Source organism: Paenibacillus donghaensis (assembly GCF_002192415.1).
Lineage (GTDB): Bacteria > Bacillota > Bacilli > Paenibacillales > Paenibacillaceae > Paenibacillus_AQ > Paenibacillus_AQ donghaensis.
Map to the genome: position 1 here is coordinate 6656944 of NZ_CP021780.1, position 18066 is coordinate 6675009.

The window sequence follows — 18066 nt, forward strand, 5'->3', positions numbered from 1 at the left end:
GGAGAGTGAATATTATGAGATACAACCGGTTGGGAAACAGCGGGCTGCAGGTGTCTGCGCTGGGACTGGGCACGAATGCCTTCGGCAAACGCGCCGACCAGGAGACCTCCATCACCATTATTCACGCTGCAATGGAGCATGGAATTAACTTTATCGATACAGCCAATATTTATGCGGGCAGTGAATCGGAACGGATCATCGGGCTTGCCTTGGAGGGTAGACGGCAGGAGGTCGTGCTGGCGACCAAAGCCGGCTTGCCGCGCCATGACGGACCGGGCGGAAGCGGTTCCTCCCGCCGCCACCTGATGCAAGAGCTGGAAGGCAGCCTCAGACGCCTCAAGACGGATTATGTCGACCTCTACCAGATCCACACGTTTGATCCTTATACCCCGCTGGAAGAAACGCTGCGTACGCTGGATGACATGGTCTCCTCGGGAAAAGTGCGCTATATCGGGGCCTCCAACTATGCCGCTTGGGAGCTCATGAAAGCTCTGGGCATCAGCGAGCTGCGCCAGCTGTCCAGATACTGCTCGATCCAGTGCAGTTATTCGCTGGCTGACCGCACACCGGAGCAGGAGCTGCTGCCGCTCTGCCTGGATCAGGGGGTCGGTATCATCCCGTATTTTCCGCTGGCGGGTGGCATTCTGACAGGCAAATACAGTGCAGACGATCCGGCTCCGGCAGGTTCAAGAGCGGATAAAGACCCCCATTTCGGCCGCTTTCTCAGCAAGGAACGGCTACTACTTGGAGCAGAGGTTAGCCGGATAGCAGCAGAACAGGGCGTGTCTCCCAGCATGCTGTCTTTGGCCTGGCTGATGGACAGGCCCGCTGTGTCCACCGTCATTGTAGGCGCGTCGCAGACGGAGCAGCTGCTGCACAATGCGCAGAGCCTTGCGCTTACGCTGGATGAAGCCACGCTGGGCCAGCTGGACGAAGCCAGCCAGCAATTTCGCTCCGGCGAGCCGTTCGCCTTCTACCGGCTGCCTTAGCCAGCGTTCGGCGAACGCGCAGCGGCAGAGTTGGATAAGTGCTGTTGCAGACGGGCGCTTCGTCCGATCTGCAGCTGCACGCCGATCAGCAGCACGACCAGTACCGCCAGCACTATTAGGGCGGGTCTGAAGCCGCCCCACCAGTCATGCATTTGCCCGACCAGCAAGGGGCCCATCGCACCCATCAGGTAGCCGCCGCCCTGATTCATTGCCGACAGGGAGCTTACCGCTTCCTTTATAGAACGCTTGCGTGAATATCTGGTAGCCGGATTATCCTCAGTGTGCTGAAGCCCGACCTTGTTTGACATCAGGCCTTGCTCTGCAGTATGATGCAATCATATTTAAGGTTTAAACATTCGAACATAAGCTGCACCTCGTGCTTAATGTAATCTTTTTCAGGTCAGGAGACATAATTATGGGTAAAGAAGCTATTGAGCTGTTCCGCACATGCATCCCGGTCTTTCAGACCTTAAGCGATCCGCACCGCCAGGATATCCTCTTGCTGCTGTCGGAGCATTCGCGGCTTACGGTTAATGAAATTACGGATTATTCGCAATTATCACGGCCCGCTATCTCTCATCATCTGAAGCTGCTGAAAGACAAAGGGCTGGTTACGGTGGAGCAACAAGGCACGCTGCGTTATTACTCTTTGGCGCTGGAAGACTCGGTAGCCTTGCTGAAACAACTGCTGTTTATCGTTGAACGGGACTGTATCAAGCCTTGAAGCCAGCAGTCCCTGGCTATGCCTTAAAGGTCAATATGTTTAAACCCATCGAAATGGAGGCTGCCCATGATACCACAAACCACTGAGAGTATTGGTCATATGCTTGAAGAGCATCGGCAATTTTTTGATAGCGGAAGCACCAAGGACATTCAATTCCGGCTGCAACAGCTGCAGAAGCTGAGGGACAACATCCGCAGATATGAACAGCGTATTATCACTGCCTTGCACCAGGATCTGCGCAAAAGCGAGTTCGAAGCCTACGCTACCGAAGTAGGGTTTATCCTCGACAGCATCGGATATATGATGAAGCACCTTAAACGCTGGAGCAAGCCGGTTAAGGTCAGAACGCCGCTGCATCTATTTCCTTCGCGCAGCTATTTCATCAGTGAGCCTTACGGGACGGCGCTGATCATCGGCCCGTTCAATTATCCGTTCCAGCTACTGATTGAACCGCTGATCGGCGCGCTTGCCGCGGGAAACTGCGCCGTGCTGAAGCCTTCGGAGAGTACGCCTGCCGTCTCGGCCGTGATTGAAGAGCTGATCGGGGAGACCTTCGAGCCGCGGTATGTGAGAGTAGTTCAGGGCGAGAAGGAAACCACCAACTTACTGATTCATGCGAAGTTTGATTATATCTTCTTCACCGGCAGTGTACCGGTCGGCAAGATTGTCATGCAGGCCGCGGCGGCCAACCTGGTGCCAGTCACCCTGGAGCTGGGCGGCAAAAGCCCGGTCATTGTAGACCGGACCGCGAACCTGGACGTCGCCGCGAAACGGATCGTCTGGGGCAAGCTGGTCAATGCCGGACAGACCTGCATTGCGCCGGACTATCTGCTGGTGCATCATGAGGTTGCAGGCGATTTGCTTGCAAGGATCGAACATCATATTGGCCAGTTCTACGGCCAGGATGCCCAGCACAGCCCGGATTACGGAAGGATCGTCAATGAAAACCAGTTCAAGCGACTGGCCGACATTGTGGAGCGGGACCGCAAACGGATCGTTATGGGCGGCACCACAGCAGCAGACGATCTGTATATCGAACCTACCCTTTTCTATCCGGCAACCTGGGAGGATGCTTCGATGGAGGGCGAGATCTTCGGCCCGCTGCTGCCGATCATGGAATACCGCCAGCTGGATGAAGCCATTAAGTTGATCAATGACCGCCCGAAGCCACTCGCCCTTTATCTGTTCAGTGAAGATTCGCAGGTTCAGCAGGAGGTGCTGGGCAGAGTCTCCTTCGGCGGCGGCTGCATCAACGATACGATCTCGCATGTAGCCAGCCCCCATCTGCCGTTTGGCGGAGTCGGCCATTCGGGGATTGGCGGCTATCATGGCAAACACAGCTTCGACGTCTTCTCCCACCGCAAGAGCATCGTCAAACGTAGCTCGCGGCTCGATTTCGGAATCGTGTATCCGCCTTATGGCAACAAGGTGAAGCTCGCGCGCCGAATTCTGAAGTAGAGTAGCGGCCAGAGGCATAAAGGCCTCTGCTTCACCGTCCGCTGCCGCTTTTATCAGAATTAAAGTTACTGCTTAGGCCTCCGTATGATGAGAACCATAGAAGATTTAACTTCGTAGTGGTTTCCTAAGTCTGAGCCATTGAATTAGTTGCAAAAGTGGTTACTACTTAGGACCCAATAGGATAGGAGCATCAAAGTCTGATCGCCACATAAGTCCAATCCAAAGAATTAGTTGCGAAACTGCATCTATTTAGCCGTTTTTTTCTGTTTTGGAGGAAATAAGTGCGAAAACGCACTTAATTTAGGATTTTGAGCGTAATAAGCTTGCTTTACTCGAATTTAGTTGCAATATCGCACTTAATCGCCTCCTGACAGGGGTTTCAGCTGAAATTAGTTGCACTTTTGCATCTATATACGCCATCACGTTCCGGAGTAACATTCTAAATCCTCATGGAGACCTAAGTAGTAACGAATCAAAGGCATAAAGGCCTCTGATTCATCACACGCAGCCGCTTTTCCCAAAAAAAAGGGGGTGTCTCAGCAGCCATTTCACGGCTTGCGGGACACCCCCTTTACTTGTGCTGACTCTTCCATATTGCTGTTATCCGGCCTTCCTGTCGGCTACCCAGCCGGCCACCTCATTCTCCGGAATCGGCCTGCTGATGTAGTACCCCTGAATCTTGTCGCAGCTGGTCCGCTGCAGAAAAGCAAGCTGCTCCGGCGTCTCCACCCCTTCAGCGGTGACCTTCAGGCCCATGTCATGCCCGATGGTCATAATCGACCGGGCCAGCGACATATTATGCGGCGAATCGATCCCGTCGATAAACGACTTGTCGATCTTCAGCGTGGTGATCGGCAGCTGCTGCAGATAGCTGAGTGAGGAATAGCCGGTGCCGAAGTCGTCCAATGCGACGCCGATCCCCTGCTGTCTCAGCGCTTTCAGCTTGTTGACAATCACCTCGAAGGATTCGATGAAGATCGACTCCGTAATCTCAAGCTCCAGGAATTCCGGCGACAAGCCAGTCTCCTGCAGCACCCCCATCACCATCTCCGTGAAATTATCCAGCATCAGCTGAACTACCGAGATGTTCACCGAGATATGATACCCTTCCAGTCCCTGCACCTGCAGCGTCTTAATGAAACGGCAAGCGGAGCGCAGCACCCATTCTCCAATCGGCACGATCAGGCGGCTGTCCTCGGCAATCTTGATGAAAGAGAGCGGGGAGACGAAGCCGAGTACCGGGCTATACCAGCGGATCAAGGCCTCGAAGCCCCAGATTTCGCCTGAGGCAATATCCACCAGCGGTTGATAATGAAGCGACAGCTCGTTGTTAGAGATCACATTTCTGAGATGCTTCTCAATAATCATCCGTTCATCGAAATGCTGCTGCATCGCCTGCCCATACATCACATAAGTCCCTTTGCCCGCTTCTTTGGCCTTGTACATCGCAATATCGGCGTTCTTCAGCAGTTCCTCAGCATTGCTGCCGTTCTGCGGGTAACAGGCAATCCCAATACTGCTCGAGATATGTATCACACTGGTATTCAGCTCAAAAGGTTCCTTGAACACCTGCACCAATGCTTCGGCATAATCGATCACTTGGTCAATACCGGCGGTTTCCTTAAGCAGGATCACGAATTCATCTCCGCCGAACCGGAAATGCTTGGCCTGGCCGGCCGCCAGCCCCAGCAACCGCTCGCCCACACAGGCCAGCAGCTGGTCACCGAAGCTATGGCCCATCGTATCATTGATGTATTTGAAGTTGTCGATATCCAGAAAGAACAAGGCGGCCTGGCCACCCGCATGCTCGGAAATAAACCTCCGCAGCTCCTCAGAAAGAGACAGCCGGTTCGGAAGCCCGCTCAGTACATCATTATAGGCCAGCAGCCGGTAACGTTCCTCACTGGTCTGCAGCAGTGTCTGGTTCTCGACGACCTTGTTGTATTGCTCCAGCAGCTCATCCTGCAGAGCCGTCAGCTCCTCGTAGGTAGATTCCAGCTCCTGATAGCTTAATTGCAGCTGGCTCTCATACCCCTTTCGGTCAGTAATGTCGACCATCGAGCCGGCGAAACGGACATAACCGCCATTTCCTCCCCGCAGCACCTTGCCCCTGGCCTGAAACCACTTGTATTCACCCGACTTGCTTCGCATTCTATATTCACAATAATAATAAGAGGAAAGGCCATTCAGATATTGGGTGCGCGAGCTTTCCTCCAGCTGCACATCCTCCGGATGAATCAAGGTTCTCCAGCCCCCATGACTCTCATCTACTTCATCCCGTTCATAACCAAGCAGCTCGTACCAGCTGTCCGAGAAATAATAGATCATCGCAGACATATCGACATCCCAGATCACCGCGTCGGAGCCGTACATAGCCACATTATAGCGTTCATTGCTGCGCTCCAGGTTATTTCTGATCTTTTTGACCAATTGCACATAGAACAGCAGAATCAGGATAAAGGCCACCAGAACAACAAAAGCAGTGGCTATGGCAAGCACAAGGGTTCTATACGTTCTATAGAAGGAAAAGGGCTGGTTAATAACCTCGCTGCCCTCCGGCAGCTGATCAAGCGAAACGCCAAAACGCTCCAGCTCCTTATAATCAAACACCCGACGCGACGTATCCTTGGAGATTACCGGAATCTGATCGGCACTTTCCCCCAGCAGAATACGCTCCGCCATATCGGCCGCTGCCCTGCCCTGAATCCGGCCGCTGATCAAGCTCCCCCCGAACGCCCCCTGGTTCAGGCCGAAATCATACAGATGATAGACCGGGACGCTGCTGCTTGCACTCAGATTGCTGGCGAAACGGTCGAATTCGGTAATTCTGCCTGTAGAGTCACTATGGTATGTAGTCAGAAGAATAATGCTATCCGGGGGGAGGGTAGCGGCAGACAACAGGATCTGTTCATTGGAGAGCCGGTTCATAGGGTTGATCTGCAGCCCCAAGTCCAGGGCGGAGAGCTTCTCCGTCACTATTCTACCCGTGGACAGCCCGCTTTCGGAGTTATCAAACACCACATACACCTCGCGAAGGGAAGGATTAATCTCGCGGGCCATGCGTATCGTCTCCGAAGGATCAATGTCTTCAATGACACCTGTGAGGTTGGTCTCTTCTTGCAATTCTTCTGCGCCTAGCTGATTGAGGCCACTGAAAATAATCGGAGCGTCATACAGAATCTCCTTGCGGTATTGTAGTGCGAAGTTTACTGCGCTGTCATCCGTGGCAATAATCACATCAATCGGAACAGCCTGATATTTAAATTTGATCGTCTTGTAGAACTGCTCCATGCTGGCGATGCCAGGGTATCGTTTCCAATCCATGTATTCCGTGTAAATGACCGGAACATTCACTGCCTGCTTCAGCTGCTCCTCAATTCCGGCCTGCTGATCATCCGTCCAGGCGAATCCTTTGTGGTACGAATGCAGCACCAGCACATTCTGGACCGGACCGGGCGCTGCGGCAGCCGGCAACGGCTCATATAGCCCCAGGCATAATACGAGCAGCAGCACTACCAGCCCGCTTTTATAGAACCGGCCAGGAATTTCTTCGATACCCATAAGCACACTCCCATTCCTCTAGCTCAAAGTCATGCTTCAAACTCCTGTTCGGGAAAATTCGGCAATCAGTAGCCGGATTCTGGCATCATCTGTTCTAATTATAGGGGGAAAGCTTATTTTTTAAAAGATTCATCCTATGATATTTCATAGATTGAACTAAACGGAAGACACAAATTCCCCATGCTTGTTCCATAACGGAATCAACACAAGGTATTTAGGCGGACAACATCAAGGATACTATCTTTCTCTAACACTTACTTAAAGTGTGTAAATTATTAAAAATCATGGTATAATAGGCGGGTAGACAGGACTCAACCTGCAAATACTGAAGATGATGCGCACGCATCACGAATGGAGGCACTATTTTGAAGCAATTGCGTGATATCCCAATCTCCGTGCTGGATCTGGCCCCTGTTGTGGAGGGCGGTACCGCTGCGGATTCTTTGCATAATTCACTTGATTTAGCCCGCCATGCCGAAGCCTGGGGGTATAACCGTTATTGGCTGGCAGAGCATCATAATATGACAGGTATTGCCAGCTCGGCCACTTCTGTAGTTATAGGCCACATAGCGGCAGGTACGTCTAAGATCCGTGTAGGCTCAGGTGGCATTATGCTGTCCAACCATGCCCCGCTGGTCATTGCCGAACAGTTCGGAACACTGGAATCCCTGTTCCCGGGACGAATCGACCTGGGACTGGGCCGGGCCCCCGGCTCCGACCAGGCCGCCTCACGGGCGCTTCGCCGCGGTCTTGGCAGCGATGGCAGCGAGTTCCCCGAGCAGCTCAGCGAGCTGAGAGCCTATTTCGACCCTGAAGGCACAGAGGCCAGACCCCAGGGAGTCCGGGCCGTTCCCGGCGAAGGCTTGAATGTACCGATCTGGCTGCTTGGCTCCAGCGGCTTCAGCGCGAAGCTGGCCGGGCAGTTGGGACTGCCCTTCGCTTTTGCCAGCCATTTCGCCCCGGAATATCTGCTTCCGGCGCTGGATCTCTACCGCAGCAGCTTCAAGCCTTCAGCCACGCTGGACAAACCGTATGTAATGGTCGGCCTGGGCATTACAGCCGCCGATACTGTAGCACAGGCCCGCTGGCTGGCCACCTCCCAGCAGCAGCAATTCCTGAACATCATCCGCGGACGCACCGGCAAGCTTCAGCCGCCGGTGGACAGCATGGATGGGCTGTGGTCTGCGCAGGAGCAGGCAATCCTGCTTGATAAGTCGCATTATTCCATCGCAGGAGACAAATCCGCCATGAAGGAAAGACTGCAGCAGATGAATGAGGAGACACAGGCCGACGAATGGATTATCGCCTCGCAGATTTATGATCACAACGCACGGCTGCGGTCTTATGAGATCGTGGCAGAAGCTATTAACTGTTAAGCTTGCCCGGCGAGATGATCGTTACCGGTAAGGTTACGCTAGTAGCCCGTTTCATAAGTTCCTTTCCCGTTCTCTCCGTTTCCAAGACCCCGCTGAAGAGACAAAGCGCCAGAAGACGGAAGCGGAGAGAAATTCCTGCAATCGTACAGGTATTTCTTCTCCGCTGTCCCTTTTTCGCTGAATGCCTGCAATAGTGCAGGTTTTTCAGCCATTCGGGCTTTGAACCGGCCTTGGTGGTGTAAATACCTGTACTTTTGCAGGCTTTGGGTCCCAAAGGATGTTTGTACACACAAAAAACTGCACAATTGCAGGAATTTGGTTCTGGAGAGGACAGGGTGATGTCCCGCCCGAGCTTGAAGCCAGCTGTCCGCGCTGCTCTAAATGCCGTGCCTCGCCAGTGCAAGTTTCAACCCTTACACTCCACCCTACTTTACAGTTCAATCGTATGACGGGTAAGAACTTCTGAAACGTTGTACTAGTACAGCCTTTGAATAGATGAAGCGGCAAGGAGACAGGAGGACGGAATACCGTCCACGCCTGGCTCCTTGCCTTTTTTATTTTCACATCGAATGTTCTCTATAAGATATCTAAACGCTGATAATCCGCTAAATAAAGACTCTGAAGGAGTAATACATAGATAAATAAGAATAATGTAATTATAATGGCCCAATATCACTTCAAATCGTCACTTATTCAAGTTTTATTTGTTTCCTTTATTCCTTATACTAAGGATATTATTCGTTATAACGAACAATTGTGGTATTTCCGTTTGTTGGCTTGACTAACGGCTGCTACTTGCTCTCATTAATGACACTCCTCCAAACTTAGGCTTAAGCAATCCATCCGGTCACCTATTTATCCATTTAATAAATAGTGGTACTACAAAAAACCACTACATTCGACAAGCTACAAACGAATATTGGATGTTTTTTTGATTGTTTATGCCGCAAGAGCGCGAATCCTAGCGGCCGGAAGGTTGATCGGGTACAAGAAGGAAGGGAGCACAAACGATGAAGAGGATGATCAAACCGGCCGTTATCGCTGCCTATATCCTGATAATTATAACCGGCGCTATCTGGCAAGCCGGAGGAGCAAGTGCTGAGGAAACCATTAAGCTTAAGGTGCATGACCAGGTAACCGATACGGCAACCATGGACAATATGAAACCCGGAGACCGGATGCGCTCCGACTATACCATCATTAATGAAGGCAATGGAGGCTTTGATTATGAGGTGGACTTCAAGTTTGTATCCGGCGATACGGATTTATATGATATTCTGACCCTGACGCTGCAAAAAGAGGGAGCAACGCTCTATTCCGGCAAAATGAGCGAAGCAGCCGGACGAATTACTGTAGGTTATTTAGCTTCCGGTGGACAGCATAACCTGCGGATGGACGTGACCTTCCCGGCTGAAGCCGGAAATGAATATCAGGGCAAGGCCAGCACCGTTGCCTTTGAATTCTCGGCTGGAGCTTCCACCGGCCCGTCACCCCAGCCTAGCGCCGAGCCTACAGCGACGGCTACCGCGACAGCAGCACCGTCTCCGCTGCCGTCGTCACAGCCAAGCAGCGGGCCGACCGCTTCACCGGCAGCCTCTGCGAGTCCGGACGCTTCACCTCCCGGGCCTACTCCTGCAGCTACCGCAACTCCGGGTCCGGGCGGAACCGCAACGGCTGCGCCGCCAAGTTCACCGGGTCCCACAGGTTCACCGACTCCCGATGACACGGTTGTCGATGAACAGATTCCGCTGGGCGGCTTAGGCAGCCCGGCGCCGGACGCCAGCGCCACGGCAACTCCGCCAGCAGCCACAGGAGAGCCTGACGGCAGCAACGACCCGGAAGAGGACACAGATCTCATCGTACCCAATGAAGAGCTTCCCCTGGCCGGACCTGAAGCAGGCGACAGGCTGCCGGGCACAGCTGAACCTTGGTATAACCTGATTCTGATCAGTCTGGCGGCAGGAATTCTCTGCCTGTTGCTTATCCGCAAGCTGAAATCGAAGAAATAGAACATTTAACCCTTGTCTGGAGGTGAGAGCATGAAGAAGCATACCGGTTGGTTGATTGCCGTGAAGCTGGTCTTCATGCTCTCTCTGGTTGTCCTTGTCTATTCCATCATCCAGGTGGTCAAAGCCCCGCTGGAAGCCCGCCAGGCCGTCCAGGAGTGGACGAAAAAGAGGGAGGAAGCTGGAAATGTACTCCTAAAAGAAACTGAAGTTCCCTTATCCGCTGAAATGATCTCTTTTGAGAGTGGGGCGAAGGCAGGGGAAGAGGCGAAGACTGACACTGGCAATATCGAGTATAAAGACGGCGAAATCTTTGGCATGATCTCTTTCCCAAGACTTGGGCAAGAGGCTGCGATTCTCGAGGGTACGGAAGAACCGCAATTGGACAGGGGAGCGGGGCATTATGCCGGCAGCGCACAGCCGGGCATGTCCGGCAACAGCGTTCTGGCTGGTCACCGCGATACGGTATTCAGCGGTCTGGGGGAGCTGATGCCGGGAGACCTCATTAAGCTCGAAACTGCCGTCGGGTATTATACGTACGAAGTCACCGGCAGCGTTATCGTCGATGCAGATGAACGGGGAGCCATCCTATCCAGCGACAGCCCGGTGCTCACTTTAATTACGTGTTACCCGTTCTCTTATGTCGGGCCGGCACCGGAGCGTTATTTGCTGACAGCAGCTTTAATCGGGCAGGAGCCGCCACAATCACGTTAACCCGGCAATCTCACTCGCAGGGATGAGACCTGCAGCAGATCGTGATACTATAGACATACGATAACAAAGAGGAGATGAACCCAATTGAAGCAAGAGCTTATGGAACGTTTTATATCGTATGCGAAGATGGATACACAATCCAATGAAGACAATGACACCTGTCCATCCACCCCGGGGCAGATGGAGCTGGCCCACAAGCTGGTGGAGGAACTGAAGGCCATAGGACTTACGGAGGTAGAGGTGGACGAGCATGCGTATGTAATGGCCACACTCCCCTCCAACACCAGTAAGAAAGTGCCTGTCATTGGGTTCCTGGCCCATCTGGATACAGCGACCGATTTCACAGGCACTGGCGTCAATCCGCAGGTAGTGGAGAACTATGATGGCAACGATATTACTCTGAATGAGGCCTTGAATGTGGTGCTCTCAACGGGCAGCTTCCCTGAGCTTACCGAGTACAAAGGGCACACACTGATAACTACCGACGGCACTACCTTGCTGGGCGCAGACAACAAAGCAGGAATCGCCGAGATAATGACAGCGATGGTCTATTTGCTGGAGCATCCTGAGATCAAACACGGCAAGATCCGGGTCGCCTTCACTCCCGATGAGGAGATCGGCCGGGGTCCGCATAAATTCAATGTGCCCGCCTTCGGCGCAGTCTATGCCTATACAGTGGATGGAGGCCCGCTGGGCGAGCTTGAATATGAGAGCTTCAACGCCGCTGCCGCCAAGGTTACCTTCCATGGAGTCAACGTGCATCCCGGAACGGCCAAAGGGAAGATGATCCACTCTTCCAAAATCGCCATGGCCTTCCATCTCCGCCTACCTGCAGGGGAAGCCCCGGAATTCACGGAAGGCTATGAAGGGTTCTACCACCTGATCTCCATTCAGGGAACCCCTGAGCACAGCAAGCTAAGCTATATTATCCGCGATTTCGACCGCCAGTCATTCGAGGCACGCAAAGCCCATCTGGCCGCGATTGTGGACGAGTTCAAATCCACCTATGGCGACAGCAGCGTCGTGCTTGAAATGAATGACCAATATTACAATATGCGCGAGAAAATCGAACCGGTCCGCCACATCGTCGACATTGCCCAAGAAGCGATGGAGAACCTTGGCATCACCCCGGTCATCCGCCCGATCCGCGGCGGTACCGATGGCTCGCAGCTGTCGTATATGGGCATGCCTACACCCAATATTTTCACCGGGGGCGAGAACTTCCACGGCAAGTTTGAATATGTGTCTGTAGACAATATGCTGAAGTCCGTACAGACAATCGTCGAGATTGCCAAGCTGTTTGAGCAGAAGGCATAAAGGATGCCGAGTCTTCAGAGCCTTTAGGTGCGAAAATAGTTACTATTTAGGTCCTAGTGAGGATTAAGAAGGTTACCCTGGAGCGTTCGGAGTAAATAGATGCGAAACTGCAACTAATTGCCTCCAGATCCGCCATCAGAGGGTGAATAAGTGCAAATCTGCAACTAATCTTAAGCAAATCAGTCCTATATTGCTCAGAAGCTCAAATTAGATGCCTTTTCGGTTACTACTTAGGTCCCCTAGCCCTCTTCGCTCGTAACCCTCGCTTCGATTTCAGATGGTTGCGGACTCAGGAGCCTCTATTTGCTGTACATAGGCCGTTTTGCAGGATTAACGGACCCAGGAGCCTCTATATCACAGAAAACCCTCGCTTTAGAGCCTGTTTTGACGACTTAGGGGCTATACGGTCCGTAAGACGTCAAAAGATCGCAGATAAGAGGAAATAGGGGCTATACGGTCCGCTAGAATGCAGGTTACCTAGTTCAAGGGCTTGGAGTGTCGCAGGGTCCTAAGTAGTAACCCTTTTCGCACTTATTTCCTCTCAAACGGCAGAAAGCAGCCAATTTAAGTGCATTTTCGCAACTAATCAATCATTCGAAGTCACTGAAACCACGTTGGGAGAATCTTCGATGTTCTGAACATGCCGAAGCCTAAGCAGTAACCGAAAGTGCAACTAGTTCAATCGGCTTGCCAACGGCATAGGCAAAGAATCCGCCGTCATTAGCCGGTTATACCCCAAGAAGCCCTGCCAGAATCCATCGGACTCTGGCAGGGCTTTTTCATAAGATAAGACTCCCCGCCCCTTGTAGAGGACTACCTAGCCGTTTCTTCTTCATTTCTTCTTCGTTTCTTCTTATGTCCCTTAAGCCTTTATCGGCACCCATCCCGGGGTGTTAAGCAGCGCACCCCAGAGATAATCGGGAATCACCAGCTCGGCCTGGGCAGCAGGGTCCAGCTCCGTCTTGATCTCGTCAGCACGGCCTTCGGCAACCTTCTGCACCCAGTCCGGCTCAACCAGCAGCGGACGGCCAAGTGCAACCAGCCCCACTCCGCTTTGCAGTGCCTTCAGCGCATCATCCGCAGTGTAGAGCGAGCCGACCCCGATTACCGGCAGCTTGCCCGCGGCACGGTCCATCAGCTGTTCGATACGTGGGCGGGTGTCTTCCGTCCCCCGGTGGGGCAGTGCCCAGAAATCCTGCAGCGAGACATGCAGGTAATCCAGCCCGCGGCTGCTGAGCGCATCAACCAGCACAAACGTATCCGCCATGGTAATCCCTGGGGTTTCCGGCTCTTCCGGCGAGAAGCGGTAGCCTGCCAGGAACGGCGCCTTGGCATGCTCTTTGATGGCGCGCGTGACTTCATCCACCACCGCCAGCGGGAACGTCAGCCGTTTCTCCTGGCTTCCGCCCCAGCGGTCTTCGCGGGTGTTGGAATGCGGGGAGAAGAACTGCTGCAGCAGGTAGCCATTGGCACCGTGAATCTCCACGCCATCGAATCCCGCTTCAATCGCCCGCCGCGTCGCCTCACCGAAATCGGCGATGATACCCACAATTTCCGCATCGCTCAGCGGACGCGGAACCGGGCCGTTGCCGCCGGTCGGCAGCACCGCCGCAACATCGCTTGCACTGACCGTCTGCCGGTCAGGCAGCAGCTCCGGCGGGCACTGGCGCCCGCCGTGGAAGATCTGCAGGATCGCCTTGGCTCCCTGCGCCAGGCGGCGCAGGCTCGGGATCAGTTCGTCGCGGTCAGCGCCGAACTCGCCCTGGAATCCCTTCCCGCTTGCGTTCACATACACGCAAGCGGTCACCACCATACCTGCGCCTGCAGACCGGCGCACGTAATAGGCCAACTCCTCCTCCGACACCGTGCCGTCCGGCAAGGAGGCGAAATTGGTCATCGGAGCCATCACTACGCGGTTCTTCAAGGCTACTCCATTCCTGAACGTAAAGGAGTCCAGCAATGGACTATAATCTGTTTTTAACATAACGGCAATCCCTCCATTATAGAACGCGAATTTAAGAATGTTACATATGGAGTTGCCAGGAAGCCCTGTGCTTCAGCCTTCCGGCAACTCCACTACTCCACTCTTAAGTTCATCTTATATATAATCCTTAGTTTATCTCTTCGCAGGGCTCAACGTCCGGAGGAGCATCCTTCCAGATGACCTTCTCTCCGTAATTTTTGCCCCAATCATACATCATGCGCAGGACAGGCAGCAGACTATGACCATATTCTGTCAAGGAATATTCCACTTTCGGCGGTACCTCGGCATACACTTTTCTCAGCACCAGCTGATCCTCCTCCAGCTCGCGCAGCTGATTAGTCAGCATCTTCTGCGTGATATGGGGAATCAGCTTCTTCAGTTCACTGAAACGTAGGGTTCCCTCATGACCCAGATGCCAGAGGATGATCAGCTTCCACTTCCCGCCTATTACAGCAAGGGTCAGTTCCTTCTCACAATTAATTTCCTTCAGGTTAATGCGGTCTTTAATTTCCGTAGCCATGATTAGCGGCCTCCCCTCACTATGTATCATACTACACATCCTCCCAGGGCCGCATATACGCAGAGAAACGAATAACCTCCCAGGCAGGGGCGGCATTCGTTTCTCTGCAGATTATCTTCTTGATTCAAACCGCTCCCCGTTACTCCAGGTTGGCATGCTTGCCGAACATTTGCGACGTAGTCTGACCGGTCAGTTCCATCAGGCGCAGGATTACCGCATCGTAGAACAGCAGTAGGGTCTGCTCGTAGAGAGAGGCCATCGGCTGTATCGTCTGGTAGCTGCCACCGGCCTGATCCTTGGGCGCACCCGGCAGTTGCACCGTGAAATCCGCCAACCGTCCGAGCGTCGATTCCGTGGTAATGGTCACCACTACCACGGACGCGCCGAGCGACTTGGCCTTTTTGGCCATCGCTACCAGCCCTTTGGTTTCACCCGAGCCGGAGCCAAGCACCAGCACATCGCTTTCTTCGATACCCGGAGTCACCGTCTCGCCAACGACATAAGCTTCTTTGCCTACATGCATCAGCCGCATGGCAAAAGCTCGGCCCATCAGTCCCGATCTCCCGGCCCCAGCCAGAAATATCTTCTTCGAGCGCAGCAGCAGCTGAGCCATCTGCTCCGCTTCCTGGGCTTTCAGCTGTGACAGCGAGTGCTGCAGCTCCCGTAGGATCTCTTGTGCATAATCCACTGTATCCATAATAAGCCTTAGGCCTGGCTAACCAAGCGTCTCATCTCTGCCGCCGCCGCTTTCATGTCGGCTTCTCCCGTAATTCCGCCGCCCACGATCACCAGATCAGGCTGGGCCAATATCACTTCCGGCAATGTGCTTAGCTTGATACCGCCGGCAATCGCTGTTTTGGCTTGTTTCACTACACTTTTGATCGCCTTCAGGTCGGCAAAAGAGTTCTTGCCCTCTGCCTGATGGTCATATCCGGAGTGCACACAAACATAATCTACACCAAGCGCATCCACTTCAGCCGCTCTCGCTTTCAGATCCTTTACATTAATCAGGTCAACCAGAACAGCCTTGCCTGTCTTCTTCGCTTCTTCAACGGCACCTTTAATGGTGGAATCATCGGAAACACCCAATACAGTCACGATATCAGCGCCCGCTTCCACTGCCTTCATCACTTCATACCCGCCCGCGTCCATAATTTTCAGATCGGCCAGTACGGTCAGGGCCGGAAATGCTTCCTTGATCGCTTTTACCGCGTGCAGCCCTTCATTAATCACAATCGGTGTACCAATTTCCACGATATCTATATATTCTGCCACCTCAGTAACAATTTCAATGGCTCCGGGAATATCTACAAGATCCAATGCCAGCTGTAATTTCATAGTTAACAGGTCTCCTCGTCAGTATATTTTAGTAAGTGTTGTACTAATTGTAGGTCCTTACTATCCAAAAAGGAAGTAGGCACTTTATTGTGTTGTAGTTACCTGAAGGATACTAATGTGCCATCACTGGCTTTGCGGCAAATGCCCAGCCAATATTGCCCTAAGTTATTATGATATTTAGCGGCCTATTCTATCCCTCTGACCGTTTTGACACGATTTGAATTTTAAATTGTTTTATTTCAGTAAAGTTACTGCAATTTAGCGGAAGCTGTGCTAATATTACAATTTGTTTGGATCATTTCGACATTTATTCAGTCTACTAATAAGAGGTGCATAATGGAGCAAAACACACACCAGGAATTCAAGCTCGTAAAATTGACCTGGCCTATATTTCTAGAGCTGTTTCTGTTCATGCTGATGGGCAGTGTGGATACATTCATGATCAGTACGGTGTCTGACAATGCTGTAGCCGGCGTAGGTGCGGCCAATCAGATTGTTACCATGGCTATTCTGGTACTCAGTGTAATCGGCAATGGCGCAGCCATGGTTGTCTCACAATATCTCGGCTCCAGGAAGCCGCTTGAAGCCGCTCGGGTGACCGGCAATGCAATTACCTTGAACCTTGCGGTTGGTTTGATCCTCAGCAGTATCCTATTGCTGTTTGGCGGGAATCTGCTGACAGCGCTCAATGTGAAAGGGGACATTCTTGAGCACGCCAGAGTGTATTTGAACATTGTCGGGGGATTTATTTTTCTGCAGGCCTTAATCAATGCGCTCGCTACAACGATTCGCACCCACGGCTTCACGAAACAAACGATGGTTGTCTCTCTGCTAATGAATCTGATTCATGTGGCGGGTAATTATCTGCTGATCTACGGCCATTTCGGCCTGCCCGCGCTAGGTGTGGAAGGTGCGGCATGGTCCACCGTTATCAGTCGTTTCATCTGCCTGATTCTCTTTTTCCTGCTGCTGGGCCGTGTATCAGAGGTTAAGGTCCACTTGTCTTTTTACCTTCATCTTTCCAAAAAATACGTCAAGCAAATCCTCAAAATCGGCATCCCGTCCGCTTTTGAGTCTGTCATCTATCAATCCTGCCAGCTGGTCTTCACCTTATATATCACCTATCTGGGCGCCGAAGCGATGGCTACCCGCCAGTATGCGCTGAATATTTCCAGCTATATCTTCCTGTTCAGTGTCGCCGTCTCCATGGGAACCTCCATTATCGTCGGTCATCTGGTCGGGGCGAAACGTCCTGAGGAAGCTTATAAGCGGGTGTTCGCCAGTGTGAAGTGGGCCTTGCTGGTTACAGTCATTATTGATGCGCTGGTGATTATGTTCCGCCTGCCGCTGCTTGGCCTCTTCACAACCAATGAGAACATTATTCTTATGGGAGCGCAGGTCATTCTGCTCAGCTTCTTCCTCGAAACCGGGCGTACCTGCAATCTGGTTATTATCAATTCACTGCGTGCTTCCGGCGACGCGAAATTCCCGGTATACATGGGGCTGATCTCCATGGTCTGCATGAGTCTGCCGCTGGGTTATTTGCTCGTCTTCCAGCTGCACCTTGGCCTTGCCGGTGTCTGGATTGCTACCGCTGTCGACGAATGGGTAAGAGCCATCATTATGTATTTCCGCTGGAAGAGCAGAGCTTGGCAGAAGCATGGCCTGTTGGAGCACGAACCGACCGAAGGCAGCCCTGCCGTGGCAGCGGCTGTCCATTAACCGGCGTTCGCACGAACCTCTCTCTTGCGCATACCTCTTCAATGATCCAGTTTGTCATGAAAATGGACAAAAAAAAGACTGTCCAATAAAAGGACAGGCGAGTTATCTCTTCCCTTGGGCTATTACGTAATCGTAATGCCCTTTTTAATTGCTTTCATTTCGAAATTGGTGTTTACAAGCATAGGAAGTATTTTCATGCTTCTGGACATAGGAGAATTACATTGCCAGCAGGTCGGCACATACTGAAAGGCGAAATTATCCCGCATCCAGCCGGTACAATCCTCTTTGGTGCATGACCAGATGGCAGTGTCTTCCTGCGGAAGATCCTCTAACGCTTTTTTACGAAAATACATAAAA

15 protein-coding genes are annotated in these 18066 nt (G+C 52.5%); 8 read left to right on the forward strand and 7 right to left on the reverse strand.

The window, feature by feature from the left end; genetic code table 11:
- Positions 1-14 precede the first annotated feature (14 nt).
- Positions 15-989 (forward strand): aldo/keto reductase, encoded by a 975-nt coding sequence (locus B9T62_RS30125; RefSeq protein WP_087918628.1) that lies wholly within the window; start codon positions 15-17, stop codon positions 987-989.
- On the opposite strand, the gene B9T62_RS30130 is transcribed toward B9T62_RS30125, so the two are convergent.
- Positions 986-1297 (reverse strand): hypothetical protein, encoded by a 312-nt coding sequence (locus tag B9T62_RS30130; RefSeq protein WP_087918629.1) that lies wholly within the window; start codon positions 1295-1297, stop codon positions 986-988. The two genes, B9T62_RS30125 and B9T62_RS30130, sit on opposite strands and share 4 nt — an antisense overlap.
- 107 nt (positions 1298-1404) lie before the next feature.
- On the opposite strand from B9T62_RS30130, the gene B9T62_RS30135 reads away from it, so the two are divergent.
- Positions 1405-1713, forward strand: a complete 309-nt coding sequence (locus B9T62_RS30135; RefSeq protein ID WP_087918630.1) for an ArsR/SmtB family transcription factor — start codon at positions 1405-1407, stop codon at positions 1711-1713.
- Between the two features lie 66 nt (positions 1714-1779).
- Positions 1780-3171, forward strand: a complete 1392-nt coding sequence (locus B9T62_RS30140; protein ID WP_087918631.1) for an aldehyde dehydrogenase — start codon at positions 1780-1782, stop codon at positions 3169-3171.
- A 600-nt stretch (positions 3172-3771) separates the two neighbouring features.
- Here B9T62_RS30140 and B9T62_RS30145 read toward each other — a convergent pair.
- On the reverse strand, positions 3772-6732 hold the full coding sequence (locus B9T62_RS30145; protein ID WP_087918632.1) for an ABC transporter substrate binding protein: 2961 nt from the start codon (positions 6730-6732) through the stop codon (positions 3772-3774).
- A gap of 362 nt (positions 6733-7094) precedes the next feature.
- Here B9T62_RS30145 and B9T62_RS30150 point away from each other — a divergent pair, with 362 nt between their 5' ends.
- The 4 genes from B9T62_RS30150 (at position 7095) to pepT (ending at position 12145) form a co-directional block, all read left to right on the forward strand.
- Complete coding sequence (locus B9T62_RS30150; protein ID WP_087918633.1) at positions 7095-8108, forward strand: LLM class flavin-dependent oxidoreductase; 1014 nt, start codon at positions 7095-7097, stop codon at positions 8106-8108.
- Positions 8109-9118: 1010 nt separating this feature from the next.
- A complete protein-coding gene (locus B9T62_RS30155) occupies positions 9119-10117 on the forward strand; it encodes a hypothetical protein (RefSeq protein ID WP_087918634.1) in 999 nt (332 codons plus the stop codon).
- A gap of 30 nt (positions 10118-10147) precedes the next feature.
- The gene (locus tag B9T62_RS30160) at positions 10148-10828 is read left to right on the forward strand and encodes a sortase (RefSeq protein ID WP_087918635.1); all 681 of its coding nucleotides are present in this window, start codon (positions 10148-10150) and stop codon (positions 10826-10828) included.
- Positions 10829-10912: 84 nt separating this feature from the next.
- Complete coding sequence (gene pepT, locus B9T62_RS30165; protein ID WP_087918636.1) at positions 10913-12145, forward strand: peptidase T; 1233 nt, start codon at positions 10913-10915, stop codon at positions 12143-12145.
- Between the two features lie 862 nt (positions 12146-13007).
- Here pepT and B9T62_RS30170 read toward each other — a convergent pair.
- The 4 genes from B9T62_RS30170 to hxlA form a co-directional block, all read right to left on the reverse strand.
- Positions 13008-14129, reverse strand: a complete 1122-nt coding sequence (locus B9T62_RS30170) for an NADH-dependent flavin oxidoreductase (RefSeq protein ID WP_087918637.1) — start codon at positions 14127-14129, stop codon at positions 13008-13010.
- 127 nt (positions 14130-14256) lie between these two features.
- Complete coding sequence (locus tag B9T62_RS30175) at positions 14257-14649, reverse strand: winged helix-turn-helix transcriptional regulator (RefSeq protein ID WP_087918638.1); 393 nt, start codon at positions 14647-14649, stop codon at positions 14257-14259.
- A 139-nt stretch (positions 14650-14788) separates the two neighbouring features.
- Entirely contained in the window at positions 14789-15346 is a 558-nt protein-coding gene (gene hxlB / locus B9T62_RS30180; protein WP_087918639.1) for a 6-phospho-3-hexuloisomerase, read from the reverse strand.
- An 8-nt stretch (positions 15347-15354) separates the two neighbouring features.
- Positions 15355-15987, reverse strand: a complete 633-nt coding sequence (hxlA, locus tag B9T62_RS30185) for a 3-hexulose-6-phosphate synthase (protein ID WP_087918640.1) — start codon at positions 15985-15987, stop codon at positions 15355-15357.
- A gap of 336 nt (positions 15988-16323) precedes the next feature.
- Between hxlA and B9T62_RS30190 the strand changes: the two genes are divergently transcribed.
- Positions 16324-17709, forward strand: coding sequence for an MATE family efflux transporter (locus B9T62_RS30190; protein ID WP_087918641.1), 1386 nt, complete (start codon positions 16324-16326; stop codon positions 17707-17709).
- Between the two features lie 122 nt (positions 17710-17831).
- Here the strand turns inward: B9T62_RS30190 and B9T62_RS30195 are convergent, their stop codons facing one another.
- On the reverse strand, positions 17832-18062 hold the full coding sequence (locus B9T62_RS30195) for a cold-shock protein (RefSeq protein WP_087918642.1): 231 nt from the start codon (positions 18060-18062) through the stop codon (positions 17832-17834).
- Between the last annotated feature and the right edge of the window lie 4 nt (positions 18063-18066).

Excerpts from the sequence above, each read along its gene's own strand:
- B9T62_RS30135 (WP_087918630.1), top strand. The coding sequence starts at position 1,405 with ATGGGTAAAGAAGCTATTGAGCTGTTCCGCACATGCATCCCGGTCTTT.
- B9T62_RS30175 (WP_087918638.1), bottom strand. The coding sequence starts at position 14,649 with ATGGCTACGGAAATTAAAGACCGCATTAACCTGAAGGAAATTAATTGT.
- B9T62_RS30160 (WP_087918635.1), top strand. The coding sequence starts at position 10,148 with ATGAAGAAGCATACCGGTTGGTTGATTGCCGTGAAGCTGGTCTTCATG.
- B9T62_RS30155 (WP_087918634.1), top strand. The coding sequence starts at position 9,119 with ATGAAGAGGATGATCAAACCGGCCGTTATCGCTGCCTATATCCTGATA.
- B9T62_RS30170 (WP_087918637.1), bottom strand. The coding sequence starts at position 14,129 with ATGTTAAAAACAGATTATAGTCCATTGCTGGACTCCTTTACGTTCAGG.
- B9T62_RS30140 (WP_087918631.1), top strand. The coding sequence starts at position 1,780 with ATGATACCACAAACCACTGAGAGTATTGGTCATATGCTTGAAGAGCAT.
- B9T62_RS30145 (WP_087918632.1), bottom strand. The coding sequence starts at position 6,732 with ATGGGTATCGAAGAAATTCCTGGCCGGTTCTATAAAAGCGGGCTGGTA.
- hxlB (WP_087918639.1), bottom strand. The coding sequence starts at position 15,346 with ATGGATACAGTGGATTATGCACAAGAGATCCTACGGGAGCTGCAGCAC.
- B9T62_RS30125 (WP_087918628.1), top strand. The coding sequence starts at position 15 with ATGAGATACAACCGGTTGGGAAACAGCGGGCTGCAGGTGTCTGCGCTG.
- B9T62_RS30130 (WP_087918629.1), bottom strand. The coding sequence starts at position 1,297 with ATGTCAAACAAGGTCGGGCTTCAGCACACTGAGGATAATCCGGCTACC.
- hxlA (WP_087918640.1), bottom strand. The coding sequence starts at position 15,987 with ATGAAATTACAGCTGGCATTGGATCTTGTAGATATTCCCGGAGCCATT.
- B9T62_RS30195 (WP_087918642.1), bottom strand. The coding sequence starts at position 18,062 with ATGTATTTTCGTAAAAAAGCGTTAGAGGATCTTCCGCAGGAAGACACT.
- B9T62_RS30190 (WP_087918641.1), top strand. The coding sequence starts at position 16,324 with ATGGAGCAAAACACACACCAGGAATTCAAGCTCGTAAAATTGACCTGG.